Source organism: Mesorhizobium sp. WSM4808, assembly GCF_055811675.1.
This window is the reverse complement of record NZ_JBVVQX010000022.1, coordinates 78524-96120: the sequence shown is the minus strand read 5'-3', so window position 1 is coordinate 96120 and position 17597 is coordinate 78524. Positions and strand designations below refer to the sequence as shown.

The 17597-nt window shown below is 64.6% G+C and carries 24 protein-coding genes; 12 read left to right on the top strand and 12 right to left on the bottom strand.

Annotated elements, in window-relative coordinates:
• Nucleotides 1-327 precede the first annotated feature (327 nt).
• From AC0L2U_RS29810 to arsK, 8 genes are all read left to right on the top strand, one after another.
• The gene (locus tag AC0L2U_RS29810) at nt 328-738 is read left to right on the top strand and encodes an MbcA/ParS/Xre antitoxin family protein (RefSeq protein ID WP_127326539.1); all 411 of its coding nucleotides are present in this window, start codon (nt 328-330) and stop codon (nt 736-738) included.
• A complete protein-coding gene (locus AC0L2U_RS29805) occupies nt 732-1430 on the top strand; it encodes an RES family NAD+ phosphorylase (protein WP_473603083.1) in 699 nt (232 codons plus the stop codon). The genes AC0L2U_RS29810 and AC0L2U_RS29805 overlap by 7 nt, the downstream gene beginning before the upstream one ends.
• A gap of 65 nt (nt 1431-1495) precedes the next feature.
• Nucleotides 1496-1828 carry an ArsR/SmtB family transcription factor gene (locus AC0L2U_RS29800; RefSeq protein ID WP_023809328.1) on the top strand — a complete coding sequence of 111 codons (333 nt, stop codon included), beginning with the start codon at nt 1496-1498 and terminating at the stop codon, nt 1826-1828.
• 47 nt (nt 1829-1875) lie between these two features.
• Entirely contained in the window at nt 1876-2985 is a 1110-nt protein-coding gene (arsB, locus tag AC0L2U_RS29795; protein ID WP_127383334.1) for an ACR3 family arsenite efflux transporter, read from the top strand.
• Entirely contained in the window at nt 2982-3404 is a 423-nt protein-coding gene (arsC, locus tag AC0L2U_RS29790; RefSeq protein WP_127399389.1) for an arsenate reductase (glutaredoxin), read from the top strand. Before arsB ends, arsC begins: the two co-directional genes overlap by 4 nt.
• A 63-nt stretch (nt 3405-3467) precedes the next feature.
• Entirely contained in the window at nt 3468-3788 is a 321-nt protein-coding gene (locus tag AC0L2U_RS29785) for an ArsR/SmtB family transcription factor (protein ID WP_127383332.1), read from the top strand.
• 44 nt (nt 3789-3832) lie between these two features.
• Nucleotides 3833-5251, top strand: coding sequence for an NAD(P)-binding domain-containing protein (locus AC0L2U_RS29780; RefSeq protein WP_473603082.1), 1419 nt, complete (start codon nt 3833-3835; stop codon nt 5249-5251).
• A complete protein-coding gene (arsK, locus tag AC0L2U_RS29775; RefSeq protein WP_128289567.1) occupies nt 5244-6482 on the top strand; it encodes an arsenite efflux MFS transporter ArsK in 1239 nt (412 codons plus the stop codon). Before AC0L2U_RS29780 ends, arsK begins: the two co-directional genes overlap by 8 nt.
• 7 nt (nt 6483-6489) lie before the next feature.
• Here arsK and AC0L2U_RS29770 read toward each other — a convergent pair whose 3' ends face one another.
• The 7 genes from AC0L2U_RS29770 to AC0L2U_RS29740 form a co-directional block, all read right to left on the bottom strand.
• Nucleotides 6490-7248, bottom strand: coding sequence for an amino acid ABC transporter ATP-binding protein (locus AC0L2U_RS29770; protein WP_084652555.1), 759 nt, complete (start codon nt 7246-7248; stop codon nt 6490-6492).
• 26 nt (nt 7249-7274) lie between these two features.
• The gene (locus AC0L2U_RS29765; protein WP_127272108.1) at nt 7275-7949 is read right to left on the bottom strand and encodes an amino acid ABC transporter permease; all 675 of its coding nucleotides are present in this window, start codon (nt 7947-7949) and stop codon (nt 7275-7277) included.
• Complete coding sequence (locus AC0L2U_RS29760; RefSeq protein ID WP_127271796.1) at nt 7946-8617, bottom strand: amino acid ABC transporter permease; 672 nt, start codon at nt 8615-8617, stop codon at nt 7946-7948. Before AC0L2U_RS29760 ends, AC0L2U_RS29765 begins: the two co-directional genes overlap by 4 nt.
• A gap of 135 nt (nt 8618-8752) precedes the next feature.
• Nucleotides 8753-9541 (bottom strand): ABC transporter substrate-binding protein, encoded by a 789-nt coding sequence (locus AC0L2U_RS29755; RefSeq protein ID WP_473603081.1) that lies wholly within the window; start codon nt 9539-9541, stop codon nt 8753-8755.
• Between the two features lie 111 nt (nt 9542-9652).
• Nucleotides 9653-10816, bottom strand: a complete 1164-nt coding sequence (locus AC0L2U_RS29750) for a saccharopine dehydrogenase family protein (protein ID WP_127809740.1) — start codon at nt 10814-10816, stop codon at nt 9653-9655.
• Nucleotides 10813-11313 carry an Lrp/AsnC family transcriptional regulator gene (locus tag AC0L2U_RS29745; protein WP_127271168.1) on the bottom strand — a complete coding sequence of 167 codons (501 nt, stop codon included), beginning with the start codon at nt 11311-11313 and terminating at the stop codon, nt 10813-10815. The genes AC0L2U_RS29750 and AC0L2U_RS29745 overlap by 4 nt, the downstream gene beginning before the upstream one ends.
• A 132-nt stretch (nt 11314-11445) precedes the next feature.
• Nucleotides 11446-12318 carry a LysR substrate-binding domain-containing protein gene (locus tag AC0L2U_RS29740; RefSeq protein ID WP_127809741.1) on the bottom strand — a complete coding sequence of 291 codons (873 nt, stop codon included), beginning with the start codon at nt 12316-12318 and terminating at the stop codon, nt 11446-11448.
• 112 nt (nt 12319-12430) lie between these two features.
• Here AC0L2U_RS29740 and AC0L2U_RS29735 point away from each other — a divergent pair, with 112 nt between their 5' ends.
• On the top strand, nt 12431-12640 hold the full coding sequence (locus tag AC0L2U_RS29735) for a hypothetical protein (protein ID WP_128289565.1): 210 nt from the start codon (nt 12431-12433) through the stop codon (nt 12638-12640).
• Between the two features lie 27 nt (nt 12641-12667).
• A complete protein-coding gene (locus tag AC0L2U_RS29730) occupies nt 12668-13432 on the top strand; it encodes a sulfite exporter TauE/SafE family protein (RefSeq protein ID WP_127809743.1) in 765 nt (254 codons plus the stop codon).
• Between the two features lie 39 nt (nt 13433-13471).
• Here the strand turns inward: AC0L2U_RS29730 and AC0L2U_RS29725 are convergent, their stop codons facing one another.
• The 3 genes from AC0L2U_RS29725 to AC0L2U_RS29715 form a co-directional block, all read right to left on the bottom strand.
• Complete coding sequence (locus AC0L2U_RS29725; protein ID WP_245463733.1) at nt 13472-13657, bottom strand: type II toxin-antitoxin system TacA family antitoxin; 186 nt, start codon at nt 13655-13657, stop codon at nt 13472-13474.
• A gap of 90 nt (nt 13658-13747) precedes the next feature.
• On the bottom strand, nt 13748-14305 hold the full coding sequence (locus AC0L2U_RS29720; RefSeq protein WP_128289564.1) for a sugar O-acetyltransferase: 558 nt from the start codon (nt 14303-14305) through the stop codon (nt 13748-13750).
• Between the two features lie 117 nt (nt 14306-14422).
• Entirely contained in the window at nt 14423-14872 is a 450-nt protein-coding gene (locus AC0L2U_RS29715) for a universal stress protein (protein ID WP_127809744.1), read from the bottom strand.
• Between the two features lie 208 nt (nt 14873-15080).
• Between AC0L2U_RS29715 and AC0L2U_RS29710 the strand changes: the two genes are divergently transcribed.
• A complete protein-coding gene (locus AC0L2U_RS29710; RefSeq protein WP_127809745.1) occupies nt 15081-15662 on the top strand; it encodes a histidine phosphatase family protein in 582 nt (193 codons plus the stop codon).
• A gap of 31 nt (nt 15663-15693) precedes the next feature.
• Here AC0L2U_RS29710 and AC0L2U_RS29705 read toward each other — a convergent pair whose 3' ends face one another.
• Both AC0L2U_RS29705 and AC0L2U_RS29700 read right to left on the bottom strand, forming a co-directional pair.
• Complete coding sequence (locus tag AC0L2U_RS29705; RefSeq protein WP_128289562.1) at nt 15694-16095, bottom strand: VOC family protein; 402 nt, start codon at nt 16093-16095, stop codon at nt 15694-15696.
• Between the two features lie 119 nt (nt 16096-16214).
• Nucleotides 16215-16967, bottom strand: a complete 753-nt coding sequence (locus AC0L2U_RS29700) for a pseudouridine synthase (RefSeq protein ID WP_128363967.1) — start codon at nt 16965-16967, stop codon at nt 16215-16217.
• A gap of 160 nt (nt 16968-17127) precedes the next feature.
• Between AC0L2U_RS29700 and AC0L2U_RS29695 the strand changes: the two genes are divergently transcribed.
• Nucleotides 17128-17574 carry an SRPBCC family protein gene (locus tag AC0L2U_RS29695; protein WP_128289561.1) on the top strand — a complete coding sequence of 149 codons (447 nt, stop codon included), beginning with the start codon at nt 17128-17130 and terminating at the stop codon, nt 17572-17574.
• Nucleotides 17575-17597: the final 23 nt, after the last annotated feature.

Below are 17597 nucleotides of genomic sequence, written 5' to 3'. Positions count from 1 at the left end.
GCGAACCCATCATAAGGGGGAAAACTGTTACCTATCTATCCGGTTCAAACTGTTACCCATCTATCGGCTGGACACCGTCATGGACGGTTTCGCCAATCTCCAATGTTGCAGAATAGGCGCCAGCGATGCGGCCAGCTCCCTTCTCCCCGTAACTATACGGGGGAGAAGGTGCCGGCAGGCGGATGAGCGGCGGCGCCGACTTTGGCGATTGGTGGCCTTCACAAGACGGAAGCCGTCATTGGCCTGAAAGCGATTGGCCCTGCCTTGCTGATCTCCTTGCCGATTGGCAAATTCATGCTATATATCTGCCAATAGCGAGGCAACAAAATGCAGCTTCAGTCCATTGTCACGACACCGGCCACGGTTGGCAGCGTCATATCGGATGACGAGGCCGGCGCGCTGGCGCGCACCACGGTCAATCTGTTCAAGGCCTGGAATCTTAGCGACGTCGAGGCCTGTATCCTGCTCGGCGGCATATCGGCCCGGACCTGGGCACGCTGGAAAGAAGGCGGCGTCGGCAGGATCGACCGCGACCTGCGCACCCGCATGGCGCATCTGATGGGCATCCATAAGGGCCTGCGCTATCTGTTCACGGAGCCGGCACGGGGCTACGCCTGGATCCGCAAGCCCAATGCCACCTTCGGCGGCCAGTCGGCCCTCGACCTGATGCTGCGCGGCGAAATCTCCGATCTCTCGGCGATGCGCGAATGGCTCGATGCGGAGCGTGGTGCATGGTGAGTGGGCTTGCGGTCCGTCGCCGCGTTGACTGGCCCCAGACCTTCCGCATCATCCGCTCCATCCATCCGCCCATCGACCTGTTCGAGGACATTGCCGACCCGCGCGACTGGGAGGCGCTGGCCGCCGTCGAGGCGAAGACCAACCCGCGCATAAGGTTCGAGATCGGCGACCTCGGCAAGGTGTCGGCCGCAAGGCGGGTTTCCGGCCCCGGCGCCAGCTTCGTGATGGCGCCCTTCGTGCACTGCTCGACGCTGAGGCCAGGTCGCTTCTCGGATGGCAGCTACGGCATCTACTATGCCGGCGACAGTGAGGATGTCGCTCTGGCCGAGACCATCCACCATCATCAGAAGTTCATGCGCGCCACCAACGAGGGGCCGGGCTGGACGGCGGATTTCCGCGTGCTGATCGGCAGCGTCGACCGCGACCTCGATGACGTCAACGCCGTGCCCGGCGTGCTCGACCCGGACGACTATTCCGCCTCGCAGGCGGAAGGGCGGGCGCTGCGGGCAGCAGACAGCGACGGACTGGTATGGAACAGCGTGCGCATGCCGGGCGGCGGCTGCATCGGCATCTTCTGGCCCGATGTCATTACCATTCCAGTGCAGGGTCGCCACTACAGCTACCATTGGGACGGCGCCCGCGTGGACTTCGTGCGCCAGCACGATACGGGAAAGGTGCTTGCCGTCACATGATGGCGGCGGACACGCTTTACAGATCGCTGGGAAGCCGATATCCATAAATCCAAGGATTCGAATATATGGATAAGAAAAGCACTTTGAACGCGCTGGCCGCACTTGGCCAGGAGACGCGGCTGGATGTCTTCCGGCTGCTCGTGCGTGCCGGTCCGGAAGGCATTCCGGCGGGCGAGATCGCAACGAGGCTGGACACGGTCCAGAACACCATGTCGGCGCATCTGAAGGTGCTCGCCCATGCCGGGCTGATCCGTCCCGAACGCGACGGAAGGACCGTGCGCTATGTCGCCGACATGACCGGCTTGCGCGACCTGCTGGCCTATCTGATGGAAGATTGCTGCAATGGCGCGCCGGAGCTCTGCCGTCCGGTCATCAATGCCGTGACCTGTGACTGCTGAGGGGCTTGTGACTGTCCGCCGCGCGCGTTCGAACAAGGAAAGCCATCATGACCGATCATGCTCTGAACGCAGCTGAGGCGGTGCGGCCCGGCATCGGCTTCGTCGAGAAATATCTGACGGTGTGGGTGGCATTGTGCATCGTCGCGGGCATCGCGCTTGGCCATCTGCTGCCAGGCGTGTTCGGCGCCATCGCGTCGGCCGAGATCGCCAGGGTCAACATTCCTGTCGCCGTGCTGATCTGGCTGATGATCGTGCCGATGCTCTTGCGCGTCGATTTCGCCTCGCTGGCCAGGGTCGGCACCTATTGGCGCGGCATCGGCGTGACGCTGTTCATCAATTGGGCGGTGAAGCCGTTCTCGATGGCGCTGCTGGGCTGGCTCTTTATCGGCTGGCTGTTCCGGCCGTGGCTGCCCGCCGTGCAGATTGATTCCTACATTGCCGGACTGATCATCCTTGCTGCGGCGCCCTGCACGGCGATGGTTTTCGTCTGGTCGAACCTGACGCGCGGCGAGCCGAATTTCACACTTTCGCAAGTAGCGCTCAACGACGCGATCATGATCGTCGCTTTCGCGCCCATCGTCGGCCTGCTGCTCGGCCTGTCGGCGATCACCGTCCCATGGGGCACGCTGATGCTGTCGGTCGCACTCTACATCGTCGCGCCGGTGATCGTCGCGCAGCTGGTTCGTGGCCGGCTGCTGGCAGCGAGGGGACAGGCCGGGCTCGATGCCCTGCTTGCCACGCTGCAGCCCTTGTCGCTGATTGCCTTGCTGGCCACGCTGGTGCTGCTGTTCGGCTTCCAGGGCGAGCAGATCATTGCGCAGCCGCTGGTGATCGTGCTGCTGGCAGTGCCGATCCTGATCCAGGTCTATTTCAACTCCGGTCTTGCCTATCTGCTCAACCGCCTCAGCGGCGAGCGGCACTGCGTGGCTGGACCATCGGCGCTGATCGGCGCGTCGAACTTCTTCGAGCTGGCGGTGGCCGCCGCGATCGCGCTGTTCGGGCTGAATTCGGGCGCGGCCCTTGCCACCGTGGTCGGGGTGCTCATCGAGGTTCCGGTCATGCTGTCGGTGGTGTGGATCGTGAACCGCAGCAAGGGCTGGTACGAGAAGGGCGGCGCCGTCCGGAATACCATGTCGACCGGGAAGGCCTCGAAATGACTATCACCATCTATCACAATCCCGATTGCGGCACGTCGCGCAACACGCTGGCCATCATCCGGCAGTCGGGCGAGGAGCCGGAGGTGATCGAATATCTGAAGACGCCGCCGTCGCGACAAAGGCTGGTCGAACTGATCGCCGCGATGGGCATCATACCGCGAGACCTGCTGCGCGAGAAGGGCACCCCCTATGCCGAACTCGGCCTTGCCGACCCGAAATGGTCCGACGAGCAGATCCTCGATTTCATGCTGGCACATCCGATCCTGATCAACCGGCCGATCGTGGTCAGCCCGCTCGGCGTCGTCCTTGCACGGCCGTCGGAAAAGGTGCTGGACATCCTGCCCAACCCGGAGATCGGCGCGTTCACCAAGGAGGATGGCGAGGTGGTCACAGGCGCCTTGGGCAAACGCGCCGGCTGATGCTATTTCCATAATTTTCGAAATTAAGTTGACGGCGCGAAAAGTGCCGCGTAGTTTATTTCCATGAAACTCGAAAAAGCAGCCGTCCAGCTTGAAGCACTCGGCAATCCGACGCGGCTTCAGCTCTATCGTATCCTGGTGCGCGCCGGTGATGACGGGCTTGCCGTCGGCAGTGTCCAGGAAAAACTGGACATCCCGTCATCGACGCTGTCGCATCACCTCAAGCGGCTGGTCGACACCGGCTTGGTGACGCAGGAGCGGCAGGCGACGACGCTGATCTGCCGCGCCAACTATCCCGGCATGAATGCGCTGATCGGCTATCTCGCCGACGAGTGCTGCGCCGATGCCGCCTGCGCACCCGCCGTCGGCAAAGCACTGGCTTGATTTTTTTGCGCTTATAATTCGAACATACCGGAAGGATGGAACCTATGGACGTGATGGCAAACCTTCCCGTCGCGGTGATCGGCGCCGGCCCGGTCGGACTGGCAGCCGCGGCGCATCTGGTCGAGCGCGGCATCACTCCGCTCGTCCTGGAACGCGGCGAAAGCGTGGGTGCGGCGCTGCTCGAATGGGAACATGTGCGGGTGTTTTCGCCATGGAAATACAACATCGATACGGCGGCGCGAGCGCTGCTCGACCGCTCCGGCTGGACAGCGCCGGACAGCCAGCGCCTGCCGACCGGCGGCGAGATCGTGCGCGATTATCTGGCGCCGCTTGGCCGGCTTCCCGCGATCGCCGCCAATTTGAAGCTCGGCGCCGAGGTCACCGCGATCACCCGTCAGGGGCACGACAAGGTCGCCAATGATGGCCGCAAGGACGCGCCCTTGGTTATCCGCTATCGCGATGCCGGCGGCGAACACCGCGTTCTCGCGCGCGCGGTCATCGACGCGTCCGGAACATGGTGGCGGCCAAATCCGATCGGCGTCGACGGGCTGCCGGTTGCCGGCGAAGGCGAGGCGTCGGCACGCATCGCCTATGGTATTCCCGACGTGGTCGGCAAGGCGAGAGAAGACTATGCGGGCAAGCGCATCCTGGTCATCGGCGGCGGGCACTCGGCCATCAACGTCGCTTTGGCGCTGATGGAGTTGCAGGATGCGGCGCCTGGCACCGAAGTCTTCTGGGCGCTGCGCCACGCCAGCATCGAGAGACTGCTCGGCGGCGGGCTGAACGACCAGTTGCCGGAACGCGGCGCGCTTGGATTGGCGGCCAGGCAGGCCATGGCGGATGGCAGGCTGAACATGCTGGCGCCCTTCGCCGCCAACGGCATCGAGAGACAAGGCGAGGGCCTCGTGGTCGACGCCAACCTGGGTGGCAAGCCGTTCAACCTGGTCATCGACCGCATCGTCGTCACCACCGGCTTCAGGCCAGACCTGTCGTTCCTGAGCGAAATCCGCATCGCGCTCGATCCCGCCGTCGAAGCGCCGCCGGCGCTGGCGCCGCTGATCGATCCAAACTTCCACTCATGTGGCACGGTTCCGGCGCATGGCATTGCAGAGCTCGCGCACCCCGAACCGGGCTTCACCATCGTCGGCTCGAAATCCTACGGCCGTGCCCCGACCTTCCTGATGGCGACCGGCTACGAGCAAGTCCGCTCGGTGGTGGCCGATATTGCCGGAGACCATGCCGCGGCCCGCGAAGTCCGGCTGGTGCTGCCGGAGACCGGCGTGTGCAGCGCCGTCGGTGTCGTGACGGCATCGGAAAGCGCCGGCTGCTGCGGCGGGCCTGCGCCCGCCGCTGTCGATGCCTGCTGTGTCAGGGATGCGGACGCCAAGGCAACCGGCGCATCGGGTTGCGGCTGCGCAACCGCGCCAGCCACCGAGACGCGAGAGAATGGCGTCGATGCCTGAACGATCTGTCCTGCGCAAGGCAATCTGGGCGCTTGGGCTGACCCAGATCATCGGCTACGGCACGCTCTATTACAGCTTCTCGATCCTCGCGCCGGCAATGGCTGGGGAGTTCGGGCTCACGGAAGGCTGGGTATTCGGCGCGCTGTCGGCCTCGCTCTTTGCCGGCAGCCTGTTCGCGCCGACTGCCGGGCGGTGGGCCGACCGCTTCGGCGCCGGCCGCATCATGACCGTCGGCTCGGTGGCGGCAGCCGTGGCGCTGGCGCTGTGCGCCGTCGCGCCCGACCGCGTGAGCTTCGTTCTGGCATTGCTGGCAATGGAACTGGCCTCCAGCTTCGTCCTCTACAGCGCTGCCTTCGTCGCGATCGTGCAGATCGGGGTTCCCCGGCCGCAACGCAGCATCACCCATCTGACGCTGATCGCCGGGTTTGCCTCGACCCTGTTCTGGCCACTGACCTCGGCGCTGCATGCGCATCTGACATGGCGCGAGGTCTATTTCTTGTTCGCCGCTCTCAATCTCGGGCTCTGCCTGCCGATCCACGCCTGGCTGATGCGCCTGTCGCGCCGCCACGCAACGGCCAGAAGCCAAGAACGCGAGCCGATCCCTGAAGCGGGCGCGCCGCTCGATCCGCGGCGTGGCCGGGCCGTGTTCCTGCTCATGCTGGCGGGGTTCGCCACCGAGGGCTTCGTGCTGTCGGCGATCCTCATCCACATGGTGCCGCTGACGGCGGCGCTGGGGCTCGGAACCGCAGGCCTCTTCGTCTCGACCCTGTTCGGACCGGCGCAGGTCGCCAGCCGGCTGATCAACATGCTGTTTGGCGGCCGCCTGCAGCAGACGCACCTCGCCGTCATCGCCGCATCGCTGATCACAGCCGGGCTGTGCGCACTGCTGCTGACCACGCCATGGCTGCCCGGCGCCTTCCTGTTCGTGTTGCTGTTCGGCCTCGGTTCAGGCCTCACCAGCATCGTCGGCGGCACCTTGCCACTCGAACTCTTCGGCCGCGAAGGCTATGGCGCGCGGCTCGGATGGGCGAGCGCTGCCCGTCAGTTCACCTCGGCCTTCGCGCCGTTCGCGCTCGCCTTCATGATGGCGCGGACATCCGTCGCCAATTCCCTGTGGGTCCTGGTGGTCGTCGCCGCGAGCGGCGTCATCGCCTTCCTCGCCATCGTGTTGCTGAGGCGCCGCGGCCGGGTTGCGTTCGCCATTGGCGGCAATCCGGAAGAGGCGGCCTGACCGCGCCTCAATGCCTGAGAATCTTGCTCAGAAAAGCGCGGCTGCGGTCGGTCTTGGGGTGTGAGAAGAACTCGTCCGGCGTGCCGCTTTCGACGATGGCGCCGGCGTCCATGAACACCACGCGCTGGGCTACCTTGCGGGCAAAGCCCATCTCGTGCGTCACCACCATCATGGTCATGCCTTCCTCGGCGACCGCCACCATGACGTCGAGCACTTCGGAAATCATCTCGGGATCGAGCGCCGAGGTCGGCTCGTCGAACAGCATGATCTTGGGCCGCATGCCGAGGCAACGCGCGATCGCCACGCGCTGCTGCTGGCCGCCGGAGAGCTGTGCGGGATAGGCATTGACCTTGTCGGCGAGGCCAACCTTGGCCAGCAATTCGCGGCCTGCTTTTTCAGCCTCGGCGCGCGGGATCTTGCGGACATGGATTGGGGCGAGCGTGACGTTTTCGAGTGCCGTCTTATGCGGGTAGAGGTTGAACGACTGGAAGACGAAGCCGATCTCGGTGCGCAGCTGCGTCATGTTGGTGGCGGGGTCGCCCAGGCGTTGGCCGTCGACGACGAGGTCGCCGTCCTTGATCGCCTCCAGGCCGTTGACGCAGCGGATCAGCGTGCTCTTGCCCGAGCCGCTCGGGCCGCAGACGACGACCACTTCGCGCGGCTCGACGCTGAGCGTGATATCCTTGAGCACATTGAGCGTGCCGAACCATTTGTTGACGCCGCGAAAGTCGATCATGCCGGTTTTGGCAAGACCCGTTTTGGTCATGTTTTCTGGACCTTTGGGGTTGGAAGTCACAACTGCACCTCGCCATGCGCCGCGCCCATGCGCTGCTCCAGCCGGCGGGCCAGCATGATCAGCGGATAGCAAACGATGAAATAGCCGACGCCGACGAGGAAGAAGACCAGCAGGCCGTTGGGCACACGCTGCACCACCAGCCAGCCAACCCGGGTGAGGTCGGTGAGCCCGATCGCTGAGACGACAGAAGAATCCTTGATCAGCAGCACATACTGCCCGACCAGCGGCGGCAGCACGATGCGCATCGCCTGTGGGAGGACCACCTGGCGCATGCGCTGCAAGCGCGACAGGCCGGACGCCAGCGCCGCCTCGACCTGACCTGTCGGCACCGAGCGGATGCCGGCGACGACGATCTCGCAGATGAAGCAGGCGGCGAGGTTGGTCAGCGCGATGATGCCGGCGGTGAAGGCATCGAGTTCGATACCGAACTCAGGCAGGATGAAGAAGATCAGGAAGATCTGCACCAGGAACGGCGTGCCGCGAATCAGGTCGACCCAGGCCCCGATCAAGCCCGAGATCAGCCGGTTGCCGCCGGTCCGCAGGATGCCGAGGCCGAAGCCGAGCAGGGTGCCGAGCACAAGGCTGATCAGTGACAGCATCACGGTCATGCCGAGGCCGCGCAGGGCCAGCGGATAGGAGCCGGCGAGGCTTTGCAGTTGTTGCCAGATCATGTCCGCGCCCCCGCCGTGCCGAGCCAGCGGCTGGAGACGCCAGCCAGTCCTTTCAGTCCGTAATACAGCAGCAAATAGAAAGCAGCGATGGTGAGGAAACCTTCGGCCGGCATGAAGCGGTCGGAGGCGAGCAATTGGCCGGCGCGCGTCAGTTCGGAAACCGAGATCAGCGACAGAAGGGCGGAATCCTTGACCAGCACGATCGCCTGGCCAAGCAGCGGCGGGATCGTCACCTTGAAGGCCTGCGGCAGGACGACCAAGCGCATGCGTTGGACATAGGTCATGCCCGAAGCGACGCTGGCTTCGACCTGGCCGCGCGGGATCGACAGGATGCCGGCGCGAATGATTTCAGCGATATAGGCGCCGCTGTTCAGCGACAGCGCGAGGATGCCGACGACGAGTTCCGGCAGCACGAAGCCGAGCCGGGGCAGGCCGAAATAGAGAAAATAGAGCTGCGCTAGCAAGGGCGTGGCACGCACCGCATCGATATAGGCCTTGGCCGGCACACGAAACAGCCAGCCGCGCTGCAGGTTCATGGCGCACAGCACGATGCCGACGATGAGCGCGCCGACAAAGGACAGCGCCGACAGCCAGACGGTCGTGATCAGGCCCTGTCCGAACAGCGGCAGGTATTCGACGATGGTGCGGAAACTGAAATTTTCGAGCATCGTTGGGTGCAATCCCCAGAGTGCAGGAAGGGCGAGTAGCGAATAGCGAGTAGAGAATTAGGGAGCAGCAAAGCATGGCCGGAACGGCCATTCCCTATTCGCTACTCCCTATTCGCTACTCGCTAATTCAATTCCTCAGTGATCCTTCTTCCAGGCGTCGGAATTGACCCAGTAGTCGAGGTTCTTCTGCAGGCGTCCGTCGATGGTGACCTGGTTGAGGAACAGGTTCATCCAGATCAACAGGTCCGGCTCGTCATAGCGGGTGGCGAAGGCAAGCGGCTCCTTCGACAACAGGTCCGGCATGATGGTGAAGCTGCCGGCCGGATAGGCGGTCGACTGGCCCTTGACCGCCGAGACGTCGTTGACGCCGCAATCGGCCTGGCCGTTGTTGACGGCGTCGAGCAGCAGCGGACCGCCGCCCTTGTAGCTCTTGATGTCCGCATCGGGGAAGGCGTTCTTGGCTTCCTTCTCGCCGGTGGCGCCGAGCAGCACGGCGATCTTAGTGCCCTTGGCCTTGCAGTCCTCGGTGGTCTGGAACTTGCTGTCGGCCTTGGTGAAGACAGTGCTGCCCGTATACATGTAAGGCGTGGTGAAGGCGACCTTCATGCCACGCGCCAGCGTCGGTGTCATGTCGGCGACCAGAAGGTCGGCCTTACCCGACAACAGCGCCGGAATCAGACCATCCCAGTCGAAGTCGAGGAACGTGATTTTCACACCCATTTCCTTGGCCATCAGTTCGGCCAGTTCGACCGAACTGCCGGTGCGTTCGCCGTTGGCGCCAACCAGCGAGAAGGGCGGTCCTTGAGTCTGCACGGCGACGCGCAACTCGCCGCGCTTGGTGATGTCGTCGAGCGTACCGGCACTGGCAGCGGCAGTGAGCCCGGCGAGTGCAAGCCCGGCGATGAAAAGTCTGGCAATCTTCATTTCGGTATTCCTCCTTGTTTTATTGTTCCACGTTGTTTTTCACCCTTTGGGGTGCTTTTTGAGCGGCAGCGCCGTTGCCGACGGCAGCCACCGTTCGAAAATCTTCCTGCCTCAGTCCCGTGCCACCGTCTCGGAAACTGTGATGCCACGCTTGGCCAGTTCATCGAAGAACCTGATGTCGGGCACGTCCAGCAGCGGGTTCAAAAGGCCCGGTCTGGTGATCTCACGCCGCGCGAGCATCTGCGCCACGATGCTGGCGGGATAGCCGACGCCGAGGCTCATGCCGAACAGGCCCGAAGCCAGGTCCCGCTCGATGATCAGGTCCGACGTCACCGTCTTGGCGCGGCCGTCTTCGAGGCCGGAAAAGACATTGCGCATCACGCACAGGTCCTTCTCGCCGGGACCATATTGCAGTTGCGGGCCGAGCAGACGGCCGAGGAATTCGCGCGGGCTGTTGCCGGTGCCGGGCACCTTGTCTTCGGAGAGGAAGCCAAGCTCCTTCAGCGGCGCCCAGAAGGCCGACCATCCCGGCCAGCGCAGCGTGTAGCGGCCGGAGCGGCGCAATCCCTTGGCGGCGTCCAGCATCTCGACATAATGCAGCGCATCGCCATTGGGGAAGGCTTCGAGCTTGCCCAGACCCGCAACCTCGATTTCATGGATGAACGGATTGTCGTGCTGCTGGCCGGCCGGCACCGCGACGCGTTTCCCGTCCTCGATCATCACGCTGTCGCGATTCTGGCTGACCAGGACCATGTCGAAATTCCAGCTCACCTTGTAGCACAGCGGCTTGGCCATCGCCTTCGGCTCGGGGATGCCGCCGCAATAGGAATCGATCGAGGAAATCGAGTCGAACTGCCTGGCGGCGCGCGCGTACAGCACGAGGTCGATGCCGGGGTCGAGCCCGCATTCGGTCATGATCGAGACGCCGGCCTGTTCGGCGGCTGGCGCCAGGTCGGCGATCGACTTGGCGTAATTGGTGGTGACCAGCGGCGTGCGCGTGGCGATCGCGGCCTGCACCGCCTGGCGCATCAGCGGCTGAGGCAACAGGTCGATGACGGCGTCGACATCATCAAGCACAGTGGCCAGCGCCGGGCCGATCGCGCCTTCAGGCACCACGAAGCGCACGCGGGCAAGATCGGTCAGGCCGGCAAGCCGGGCCGGGCCATCCGCCGCGGTATCGACGCAGACGATTTGCTCGACGCCGACGCTGGCGACGAGGTCGGCGATTGCCGCCCGACCTTGCAGGCCGAGGCCGCCTAGTACCGCGATCTTCATGCCGGCTCCTTGCGGTCGTCCGACCAGCAGCCTTCCGGCAGGCTGACCCATTTGTTGCAGGACGCCATGACGACGAAGGTTTCGCTGCGCACGACTTCGCCGGGCTCGCCGGCGCCGGGGATCAGTTCGCTGGTGACGCGGTAGAGATCGGCGACGTCACCGGCCACCGTCACGTCGACGATGATGTCGAAGCGCCCGGTGACCACCGAAGCCGAGTTGACGAAGGGCAGTTCGGAAATGCGCTGTGCCAGTTCGCGGGCCCGGCCGCGCCCCTGGGCATTGATGCCGACAATGGCCGAGATCAACTCGGGGCGCTCGGTCAGGTTCAGCAGGCCGACGATCTTGAGCAGGTTGCGGTCGAGCAGGTTGCGCAGCCGCGTGCGCACCGTCGGCACCGAAATCGCCAACATCTCGGCGATGCGGTTGATGCCCGGCTGCGCATCCTGCGACAGCTGTTTGACCAGCCGCCGATCGGTCAGATCGAGATGTTCCCGCAAAGTCCCAGTCTTTCACAAAAGGAAAAAACTTTGGCTATTTTTTTGCCAATGTGTAAACAAGCTACGTCACGGATATTTGAAAAGCAAGGCAATGATTCAGCGCTGCTGGGGATAGGTGGTCGCTGTCAGGGCTCAGACCAGCGCTGCCGCCAACAGTTTTGCCTGTGGCGTCAACTCATCGAAGCGGCGGGCACAGAGGTTCAGCTGGCGCGTCGCCCAGTCGTCGGTCAGCCGCAGGCTTCGCAGCGAGCGTGCCGAGCGGCGCGCGGCACTTTCGGGCACGATGGCGATGCCGGCGCCCTGGGCGACCAGCCGGCAGACATTGTCGAGGCCGGGCACGCGGATGCGGAAGTGCAGATGGCCGCCAAGGCGGGCGGCCTGACGGGTGATGTGCTCCTGCAAGGGATGGCCGGCGCTCAGGCCGACAAAGGCTTCGCCGAGCAGGTCGCCGAGGTTGGTCGTATTGCCTTCGAGGTCGGGCCAGTCTCGCGCGGCGATCACCATGAGCCTGTCGATGAAGAACGGCTTCTGCTCCAGATGCGAAAGGCCGGCCCAGGTCGCGGCGATGCCGAGATCGGCGGCACCGCTTGCCACCGCCTCTGCGATCTCGTGGCTGGGGCGCTCGTCGAGGTCGATGTCGATGCCGGGATGCGCGACGAGGAAGGCCGGCAGCATGTCGCGCAGCAGCGCGCTGGTGGCGGCCGTGTTGGCCATCAGCCGCACGCGGGCGCGCAAGCCCGTGGCATAGGCGCCGAGGTCGCCGGTCATCGCCTCGATCTGGTTCTGCACCGCCCGCGCATGGTGCAGCAGCGCCTGCCCGGCGGCCGTCGGCACCACGCCGCGCCGCCGCCGCTCTAAAAGCGGCGCGCCGAGGCTTTCCTCCATGCCCTTGATGCGGGCGCTGGCGGAGGCGAGCGCCAGCCCCGCAAGTTCGGCACCATGGGTGATGCTGCCGCGCTCGGCGACCAGCAGGAACAGCCGGAGATCGGTAAGATCGAAGCGCATCTTTCTTCTCCTGCAGGGTTTCAGCCTTCGGCGTAGGCGAAGGCTGACGGCGTAACTTCCACATTGTGGGCGGCCGGCATGTCAGTCAAATCTTTTGCGATGGAGATGCGCGATGAGCGAAAAGGCGCCAGGCCGGCATGGACCCGGCATACTTGAAAGCGCGGCGATCGTGCTTGCGATCGCGGTGGCCTCGCTTGCCATGGCGCGAGCGGAGCCCGGCCAGTGCGGTTGCGTGGCGATGGCTGCCCCTGTCCACCATGAAGCAACGCCTGCAAAACCCGCACCCGACGATCATGCGGCGGACATGCTGTTGCATGACTGATCGAAGCGGCACCCCGAAGGAACGACCGTGCTGAGCGTCGGCGTCATCGCCTGGATCGGCGCGGTCTTCCTTGCCGCGGGCTTCGTCAAGGGTGCCGTCGGCATGGGGCTGCCGACCGTGGCGATGGGGCTGCTGGCGGTAACGATGCCGCCGGCGCAGGCGGCTGCCCTGCTCTTGATCCCGTCGCTGGTCACCAATCTTTGGCAGTTGTTCACCGGCCCATCCTTCGGCGGGCTGTGCAATCGGTTGTGGACGATGATGGCCGGCGTCGTGCTTGGCACCGTCGCCGGGACCGGCCTGCTCACCGGCACACACTCTGGCGTTGCCTCGGCCGGGCTCGGTGCGGCGCTGGTGCTTTACGCCATTCTCGGCCTGCTCAAGCTTGGCTTCACCACGCCGGCGCACCACGAGGCGTTGGTATCACCGCTGGTCGGTGTGGCGACCGGGCTGGTCACCGGCGCCACCGGGGTCTTCGTCATCCCGGCCGTGCCCTATCTGCAATCGCTGCGGCTGGGCCGGGAAGACCTCATCCAAGCGCTCGGCCTGTCCTTCACCGTGTCGACGGCGGCTCTTGCCCTTGGGTTGTTCAAGGCAGGCGCGTTCGCATCGCCGACAATGCAACTGGCGGGATCGGTCCTGGCGCTTGCGCCGGCGCTCGCCGGCATGTTCGCCGGCCAGGCGCTGCGCCAGGCGATGAGCGTCGAGACGTTTCGCACGGTGTTCTTCGCCGGGCTGCTGATGCTGGGCGGGTATCTGGTCTTGGAGGCCGCGCTCTGGTCTTCGGCATCCTAAGCGGCCGGTGGGGATTGGCGCGGAGCGTGATCATTAGCGTCATGCAGCGTCCCATGGAGGCTTTGTCGTCATGGTGCGGCGCAACCGGTGGTTCGGATGCTGCGGCGCGTCGAGACGTTCCAGAAAAGCGGCGTAGACATCCGGCTCGACAGTAAAGATGTCGCGGTTGAGCAACGTGTCTTCAGTGGCACGCTGCAACGCTTCAAGCATGAAGTCCTTGCGCATGAATGGGCTCCTTCCCTGCGTTAACAGCATAGCATAGCGACGATGTCACTACGATCTGTCGGTCCGGCCGCCCGATGAAAAGTCGCGCCCTCATTCGGCAATCGACCTGATGACGTTGGCCGGGTTTCCCCCGACAAGCGTGTTCGGGGGAACGTTCCTAGTGACCACGGAACCCGCCGCGACAACCGAGTTTTCGCCCACCGTCACGCCGCCGATGACCGTCGCGCCGGCCGCGATCCAGACATTGCGTTCGATCACGATCGGCTTTGCGGTCGTGAAGGCGCGACGCCGCGACGGTTCGAGGGGATGGCCCGAGGTGATGAGGCTGACATTCGGCCCGATCATGACATCGTCGGCGATGTCGAGCCCGCCAAGATCATAAAAGGTGCAGTTCTGATTGATGAAGACATTGCGCCCGACGCGGATATCGGATCCGCCGGTCGTGTAGAAGGGCGGGATCAGCAGGAAGCTGTCGTCGACTTTCCTGCCAATGAGTTCGCTGAACAGGGTCCGGACTTCAGCCGCGTCGTTGAAGGTCAAGCGGTTGAGGCTTGCGGTGGTCGCCATCGCCCGTTTGACGTCGGCCAGCATGGCGGCCGACTGCGGCATTCCGCTGGGAATTATGCTGGTGCGACCCTCGTCCGCCATTCGTCAATTTTCTCCGGCGCGGTCGAACAATGTTGGCGCACGACAGCCGCGCCGGGATGGTCTCCGGCTGTTATTTGAGCATGATTCCGAAAGTCAGTTCCAGCCCGGGAAAACGCCCTAGCGGACGACCAGCACCGGGATTTCCGTGTAGGACAGCACTTCCGCCGTCTGGCTGCCGAGAAGCAGCTTGCCCAGTCCGCGGCGGCCGTGCGAAGCCATGACGATCAGGTCGCAGCCCAGGGCCCGCGACAGTTCCAGGATGGCTTCGGCGGGCCGCTTGTCCTCGACATGCACGACCTCCGCGGATACGCCGACGGCGTTCGCCGACGCCTTGCACTTGTCGAGCACTTCCTTAGCGTGTCGTCCCGCCTCTTCCTTGTAGGCAGCCAGTTCGTTGCCGGCGGCATAGCCGGCCATGGCACCGCCCAAGGCGAAGATCGGGAATGGTTCCGAGACGGTGACGAAGGTGACAGCAGCGCCGAGGCCCTTGGCCAACGTTAGGCCGTGAGTAACGCCCTTGTCGGCCAGTTCCGATCCGTCCGTGGCGATGAGCAGATGTTTGTACATGACGATCTCGACTTGTTGTGCAAGGGCCCGTGCCCTTGTGGTGGCGGGAGCCTTGTGGAGGCTGGCCTTGATATAGTTGCGGCCTCGGGCCGATCACAGGGCCGGCCTGCCGCGGATCAAGGCCAGGCGACCACGCAGTTTTGTGCCAAGCGGATTCCCCTTTGCCGCATCGTCGCTTAAGGTGCCGGACCACATCGAAAGGCATCCCATGAGCAGCGTGTATCCCCAAATCCATCTGGTCCGGCATGGCGAGACGGCGTGGAGCCTTTCGGGGCAGCATACCGGCCGCACCGACATGCCGTTGACCCCGGTTGGCGAGGCCGCGGCGCGGGGTGTCGCCGATAGGCTCAAGGGGCTGTCTTTTTCGGCCGTATGGTCGAGCCCGTCGCAGCGCGCCTACAACACCAGCGTACTGGCCGGCTTCGGCGCGCAGAGCGCCAAGAAGGACGATCTGCAGGAATGGGACTACGGCGCCTATGAGGGGCTGACGACAAAACAGATCCTGGCCGAGCGCCCCGGCTGGAATGTGTTTCGCGATGGTTGTCCAAAGGGCGAGATGGCGGCCGATGTCGGCGTGCGGGCCGACAGGATTATCGCCGGGCTGCGCGAGGCCAACGCCGGCATATTGGTGTTTTCCAGCGCGCATTTCTTGCGCGTGCTGGCGGCGCGCTGGATTGGCCTGCCGCCCGAAGGCGGCGCGCTGCTTGTGCTCGAAACAGCCAGCATCAGCGTGCTCGGCTACGAGCATGATTTGAGCGAGCCGGTCATCCGGAAATGGAACCAGAAGTAGGGCGGCTTTGGCCAGCGGCGCCGCTTCCGCCCTATCTGTCGAATTTCTTGATCGCTTCGGCGGTCACCGGCGTGAAGAAATTTACCAGATTGCCATCGGGGTCGCGAAACAGCAGCGAGCGGTTGCCCCAGGGCATGGTGGTCGGCTTCTGCACAGTGATATTCCTGAGGAGGTCCGAGAGCCTGGCGAATTCAGCATCGACGTCGCCGACGCGGAACTCGATGATGACGGTGTGGTTGTCGGCGGGGCGGGCGATGTCGCCGCCAAACAGCATCAAGGTGCGCGTGCTGCCGATCGCCAGCGTGCAGGCCGGTGTCGCCAGTTCGGCGAAGTCTTCCGTGTAGACCGTCACGGGCATGCCGGTGATCTCGCCGTAGAAGCGCACGAGGCGCTGAACGTCCGACGTGATGATGCGGACAGAGACGAGGTTCATCGCATTGGCTCCCTGATCGTTGAAGCCGTGGCCGGCTCCCATCCGACTTATAGGCCAGGCCTCCTGACAGCTTTCCGTCAGGAAGGATTGCTGTGAGCCTGCACCAGCGCAAGCGCTGCTCACCCCGTCAGCAGCGCCAGTTCCTCCGGTGTCAAATGCCGTGCCGTGCCCTTGGCGAGGTCGCCGAGCGGCAGGCGGCCGATGGCGATGCGGATGAGGCGCAGGACCTCGACGCCGTGCGCGGCGAGCAGGCGACGGATGTGGCGGTTGCGGCCTTCGTCGAGCACGATCTCCAGCCAGGCGGTGCGGCCGCCGCTGCGCAAAAATTCGATCGAATTCGTGGTCAGGATCTCGCCGTCGACGCTCACGCCCGCGCGCAACGTCTTCAACATCGCCGCGTCCGGCACCGTGCCGATCTGCACGCGGTAGGTTTTCGGCAAATGCGAAGCCGGGTCCATCAGCCGGTTGGCAAACCGGGTGTCGTTGGTCATCAGCAGCAGGCCTTCGCTGGCCTTGTCGAGGCGGCCGACCGGCGAGACGAAGGGCAGGTCGAGCCCTTCGAAGCAGGCATAGACGGTGTCGCGCTGCTGCGGGTCGTCGCGGGTGGTGACCAGCCCGCGCGGCTTGTTGAGCATGAGATAGACCTTGCGCTCGGCAACCACCGGCCTGTCGTCGACGACGATGCGGTCGCGGTCGAGGTCGACCCGCAGGGCTGCATTGCGCACGACCTTGCCGCCGACGCGCACGCGGCCCTCCGCGATCAGCACATCCGCCTGCGTGCGCGAGCACAGGCCAAGTTTTGAGAGGGCGCGGTTGAGACTGACGCCGGGCGCCGCCTGCCTGCCGCTCTGCCGTGTCTGGCGTGGTGTCATGCTGCCCGTCTGCGCTGGTGGAGCCGACAGATGCCACGGGCCACGATCGCTTCGCAAGCCGCGCTGCTGCAATCGTGCGCAGGGCAAGGGCAATGACGGCATCCGCAACTCTTGGACCGGCGATATTGTCGCCGCCGCATTCGCGATAAACTTGCTTCGCATGAGTGAGTCTACCGCGCCGATCACCAAGACCGTCGTCATCGGTGCCGAGCCGGCCAAGGTCTGGCGGATACTGACGACGCCAGAAATGATCCCGCAATGGATGTCCGACGAGGAGTTGACCGTCAGCCTGCAAGGGCAGGCCGGCGGCGCGATCGTGATGCGCGGACTGCTGCACGGAATGCCGTTCGAGAACCATGGCACCATCCGCGCTTTTGAGCCGGAGCGACTGTTCGCCTACAGCTACTGGAGCACGTTGTCGGCCCCGCGTCTGGCGGACGTGCCCGAAAACCACACGGTGGTCAGCTTCGATCTGGCGCCGGCGGATGAGGGAACGCTGCTGACGCTGACGCTCAGCGATTTTGCCGAACCGGCGATCCGTCCGCATGCCAATCTCTACTGGGGGCCGACCTTGCAGATTCTGAAAGCGGTCTGCGAGCGCGCTTGAGGGCGGGAGTCATTCCCCGCGGA